4 protein-coding genes are annotated in these 5,836 nt (G+C 34.8%); 1 reads left to right on the top strand and 3 read right to left on the bottom strand.

Annotation, left to right across the window (positions count from 1 at the left end; genetic code table 11):
- Positions 1-1,914 precede the first annotated feature (1,914 nt).
- Positions 1,915-2,268, top strand: a complete 354-nt coding sequence (locus tag AC07UV_RS25480) for a hypothetical protein (RefSeq protein WP_495185821.1) — start codon at positions 1,915-1,917, stop codon at positions 2,266-2,268.
- Between the two features lie 86 nt (positions 2,269-2,354).
- Here the strand turns inward: AC07UV_RS25480 and AC07UV_RS25475 are convergent, their stop codons facing one another.
- The 3 genes from AC07UV_RS25475 to AC07UV_RS25465 form a co-directional block, all read right to left on the bottom strand.
- Entirely contained in the window at positions 2,355-3,908 is a 1,554-nt protein-coding gene (locus AC07UV_RS25475; RefSeq protein WP_495185820.1) for a hypothetical protein, read from the bottom strand.
- 292 nt (positions 3,909-4,200) lie between these two features.
- Complete coding sequence (locus AC07UV_RS25470; RefSeq protein WP_495185819.1) at positions 4,201-4,437, bottom strand: hypothetical protein; 237 nt, start codon at positions 4,435-4,437, stop codon at positions 4,201-4,203.
- Positions 4,438-5,173: 736 nt separating this feature from the next.
- On the bottom strand, positions 5,174-5,836 hold a 663-nt coding region (locus tag AC07UV_RS25465; RefSeq protein ID WP_495185818.1), incomplete at its 5' end, for a M12 family metallopeptidase.

The raw sequence follows: 5,836 nt of genomic DNA, 5'->3' as shown, positions 1-5,836 counted from the left end.
GCAAAACTTCTCGCCAACTTAAATCCTATTTCTTCAATACCAATAAGTCAAAGAACGTCCGTATCATTACACGCAAAATAATTTGCGTATAAAAATGTATAGCACCTTTATTCCGGTGGCTTTATCTTTTTCCTAACACTTATTTTTTTATTCATTGGTTTTTAATTGTCCAACAGCATATTCTTCTAATCTACCTTCCCCCACTATTCCTTCAGGGTGTTGGAAATTCGTTTATGAACTCGATAAATGACCAACGTATTTTAAAGCGTTCTGAGCGATTATTTCATTTTGAAAAACGACAGTCCCTCCTTCCCTAATTCAAACCTACAGACGTACCGAAAACCCTTTAATTTTACACGATATTTATCCGCTCCGCTTGCCAAAGCATTTTTTTCTTTGATGGACTGTTGTTTGCGCTACCGAGCTTCCACCAGAGATTCAACGGATTGCTACCGCAAGCCTGTATCTTTCCGGTAGCCATTTGGTAGCTCTTTAGTATCTTCCCTGTACCTTTTTGGTACACTCCCAGTAGCTTAACAGTGAATCAACTGTAGTTTCTGATGCTAGCGATCGGCTATTTCCAATGCTTTAGAAATTGGTTTTCCTGTACGATCCTTCTCTTTAGGCTGTGCTTAGACAGTCTTGTGATAGGGTCAGGCTTGTCTCATGCTTGCAATTTTGTTGTGTCAAACTAGTAAGGTACTTGTGCGGACGCTGTTTGGCTCGAAAAATTTTAGCTGAGTTTAAGTACCTACCAACTCCTGACCAACTTCGCCCATTGACCGAGTTTTCATCGAGTCGGCTTCGAGTGGGACTTGGGCTAGCTTCGGGAAAATCCAAAGGACGATCCGTGCAAGACCAAAGCCCAGCAGCCGGAATGGCAGAAGTTAGGGCGAAGTTGGTCAGAAGAAAGTCCAAATAATACCTCTTTTTTACGACACTTCCTCTCCACTTTGAAGTTGGCAAATTCCCCCTTTTAAGCCGACAGTTTCCTAGCACCAGCCAAGTACTTTTATAGTACTTTTTTCCTTTGTTAATTTCCTTACCCAACGATTGCCTAAATAGTACTATATCTGTACTTAAGTAGTACTTAACGAGTGCTTGAAATATGTAGGCAAAATACAACTGAAAACTGGTCGTTAATTCAGTTAATTGAACCCTGCTTTTTTCCGAATTAATTTGGTTTATGCAGAAGGAACGTTTCCCATTAGACAGTTCACTCCCGCCCTTGTAAAAATTGGTCATTTCTAAGGTCTTTAAAGGTTGTAACCTGCTGGATTAAGAATTCCGATTTCGATACAAACAAATATATCCAAAACTCCTAAATCCGGCTTAGGTCACGATAAAAAATTAGAATCAATAGCTAAATCTAAGAGCGTTGGAATAGATTTTTCAAAGGTATATAATAGCGTCGCTACGCTCTTCAAGATTAGAGAAAGTCATTACATGACTAAACACACAGAGCTATTCTGGAGCGCTAGATAAATTTTTGTAAAGTTGTTTTTTCATTCTCGTTTTTTTTGGTTAGACGAGTCCCAAAAACTTCGACAGGGCGGTTCCTGTTTTCAGTATCAACAAGGCACTAGAACAGGCCCCGAAACAACATCCAACAGGAAACCAGCCGTGAAGAAATGCAAATATACGATATTTACAGATTTCCTTATGGGCAATGGTATACTCCTGTCTTCTCGTTTCGGTTCAAAAAGTGCTAGTTTCTGTTGACGAGACCCTTTAATTAAGCTCTAAACAAAGAGAAAAATATCTCTCTATTTTCAATAATTCAGTACAATGATACAAATATAACACTAAATGACGTAATATAAAAATATAATGACGTATTTTTCAGTATTTAAATTGCTTTTAATCTTGGTTATATTCGTTTTTCCATTTCTCACCACCGGAAAAATCAGTACAATGAACGAAAAACACATAGGAAAGATTTTAAATATTGTTGCGACGAATTACCCATTACCGAAAGTTGAAATAATTAAATTGGCTGGTTATGATTCTCAATCAACGTATTATAAGCACATATCCCAAAAAGATTTACCTTTTGGAATTCTTTATAAGTACGCAAAGGTGATTGACTATAATTTTGCAAAAGAAATACCTGAATTTAAGAAGTGGATTGAAAATAATAATCTTGCACAAATTGGCACAAACAATTTAGAAGAATCCAAATTAATTAAAGAAAGGGATTCATGGAAGGAAAAATACTTTACACTATTAGAGAAATATAATAAGCTTCTCGAGGAACTTAGAAAGTAACCATTTTCTCTCAATCGAAATTTCTGTATCGTAAAAACAATTATAAAGCAGCTCCATTTAAATAGAGCTGCTTTTATAATTTATAATTAACTATTGATGTAAATAGGATTTGCCTTTACTTTAAAAGTCTTCACTATAGTACTCCGCGGAGAACCGTTATTAGGAACCACATCAAATGTAATTCGTAGAAAAAATCCAGTCATTAACTGTTCATTTGAATCCCATGGGTTTGGACTTGCTGGCTGAGGTGTATATCCCCCATTTCCATCCCAACCAACATTGCCGACAGTAATTCTGTAATGGTTAGAAAATTCATAATTAATCGGAAACACATTAATTTGATTTCCATCTTTTTCGCGCTGAACAAGTTCTTGTTTTAAATTTTCAACTCTCGCTCCATCCGGACTAGTATTTATAATATCTGGGTTAAAAACAATATTATAAGAGTTCTGAACTAATCTATAATCTGATGGGTTAAAAATAGAAAAGCGTTCATCACGGTCGCCGGGTTCACCGCGTTCAGTATGCCATTCTTCTGTAGCTGTAGCATTCACAATTGGTGTTTTATCTAAAGTAAAAATACCTAACACCTTGTTATAAATTGGCAAAACACCTAGTTGATTGCTCGAATTACTGGCACCTGGGGGAACGAGCACTGGGGAAGCTATCAAATAACTATCATTTATAGATCCCGAAAGCTTATAAGTTGTTGAACTTTTCAAATTAATTACTTGGCTAGTTGTAGAAGAGGACCCACCAAAAATTGCACTCAATATTTTCCCAGCAGCTGCTGTATAACTTCCAGAGCCAAGAGCAGAAACAAAAGTCTTCAAAAATTCTGATTGTATTAAAGAATTTTTTGCGATTTCTTCTCCTATATTTTTACCGGATATTTGAACTGCTCCTTTTAATGAGCTATTTAAAATATTTCCAGGGCCCGCAGCGCTTTGTGTCATTGTCCCCTTAATTGTTCCTTCTGAGGTCCCATTAATCGTAATTTGAGAGATATTGGTAGAGCTAACATCCCATTGCAACAAACTACCTTGCGCAGGCATATTACGAATTGCAGGTGTATAATTGATTTCAAATTCCGCGCCGTACCAACACCCCGTAGCGCTAGTTCTATATGGCTGCACTTGAGAAATTTCCTTTACATTTTTCACGAGGGAAGCTATTTCTTCTGAGCCAAAGTTTAAAACAGGTATTGATTCATTATCCTTCAATTTTAAACTATGTGATACATAAGTACTAGGAATTGGGCTTATAGGATCTAGATAAAAAAAAGCTCTCAGTAAGCCTCTAAATTTATTATATATTATAAAAAATTTAGGGTTAATAGATTCGGTAGTACTAAAAGAATTGTAAACCAACTCCCAGCCATTTGATTTAAACCTATCCTCAATAAAAAATGCAGGAAAAGCTATATTCGCCCCCGATGACCATGGTGATAAAACTGTTGGTTGATTTACTGGAGCTGGCATTCGCTCTACGTTTTCCCAGTCAAAAGCTGTCGAAGCCATTGCCATAGACTTCGGTTTAATGTTTTTTTCCTCGTTTGCAATTTGCAACTCGCTTGTGCTACAAGATGCGAGAATTAGCGAAATTGAGGCAATTAATAACGACAATCTAAATCTTTTCATAATTCATCATAAATATTTATGTGAATATAATTTAAATAATTCAAATTCAAAATATGCTTACAAAAAGTTAACACAACAAGACTTAACAACAATAAGTAGTTCTCATTTTTTAAATAAAAAAGCTTCAAGAAATATTTTATTCCTTGAGACTTTAAGCAAATTGTTATACTTATTTAGAATGAATATCTCAATCCAATCATTGCAGACCACGTTGTTGAAGTGGTACTCGCTGGTACAAAAGGAGAAGTCACTAATATCCTTTCCTATTGTAACATTTGGCAAGTAGTATCAGCTACAGCATTTTTTCAACTCTGACTAATATTACCCTTCCATTAGTCAATATTGCAACTTGTAATCCCCATTTTGAATTAAATCTATATTCTTCAAACCTATTATCACTAACAAATTGGTCAAAGGCTTTTATTTGATCGGCTTTAGATAACAAAAACATCATCGTTATTTTTAAAATTTCCCCCTTCAACAACCTGGTCTCCTGTTTCTTTTGTTGTAAATTCGGTTGCAAGATCATGGGAAACCATTTTTTACTTGATAATCACGCAGATGCTCAATATCTCCGAGAAGAAAATAAGATAATGTATCATTTAAAGCTTCCGTAAGTTTTTCTTTCATCTTTAAGCTTTTATCGTATTGAATTTAAATTATAAAATTCTGAGTTTATATTGCTTTATCATTTCTTTTTCGAAAGCTATGACCAATAGTTACCCGAGCTCAATATTAAAATAAAAGCTACCAAACAGACCCTTTCTTTCAAATATTTCCTACAATTACTCTAATATACAATGAAAGCTTAGAAGGTGGGCTCACTGTCCACTCATTCCGTTTACAGTCTAAAGTTGGTAATAATTGAGTGTTAATTTGCCAAACAAAAGTCTCCAATAATGAAACGGAAAGCGTCAGAGAACGAATTATATTTTATAATTATACGCTGAAAGACTCATATCTATTATAAAATGAACAATATTTAAGTTACAAAATAAAAACACATAAAGTGATGTCTATCCAATCGTAAGAGAAATACCAAACCGAATAGATCCTATTGAATAACGGTTATTAGTGACTAGGAATTCAACTAAAGGGAAGATGAAAATCAAATCCAGACAGCAAAGACCATCTTATCCGTGATGATTTAGCCCAGCAGAAAAACATAAAAGGTTTAACAATGGTTGATCAATATGAGAATTTGTGTAAGTAAAAAAGCCAGAACTATTTAAAATTCTGGCTTTTTACATATTAAAATAGATAGATTATCTATAATTTGTAGAGGGATAGACCGGTCTATACTCTAGTTTTTCCATATTATAGATATCACCAAACTGCCTATCTACATTATCTTTCCCATAAATAGTAAAGCTATTCTTTCCGGCTGGGATAACAATACTTTCATTACGAATTCTAGGAAGGTCTTCAACTCTATTGACAATGACCTCCCAATAACGCTCGATCAAAACTGGCACAGGGTATGTTTTTATATATGGAATAGTTTTATTCTTGTCGACGTAAAATGAAAAAGTGTATGTCGCTTCTATATCGTAAGATCCCGATTGCCAATCATCGTAAGTTTTATTGTACGTAACGTTATAGTCGAGATACGGTTTCTCATCTCCATACAACATATTTATACCAAGTAAGTCTGTCGTAGTAGGATAGAAACTCGGAGAAATTACTACACTAGAATTATTAGCTGTAATTATATTTAGACTTGTATTTCTAGCAAAACTAGCATCGGTAGTTTTTGCAGGGTACATCATAATTGATCTAGCATCAAATAAACCCACGTCAACACTAAAAAGAACTCCAACTTTATTGAAATTATGCATCTTTTCAGGATAGATATTTGACGTATTGATTGTAACGTAATTATCCCTATCATTTCTCCCCATTTCATGATGAATACCACAGGCATGTAG

The sequence above is a fragment of the Sphingobacterium sp. GW821-FHT03E03 genome (genome assembly GCF_059420745.1).
Note: the sequence above shows the minus strand (reverse complement) of the source record. Positions and strands in the feature narration are given on the sequence as shown.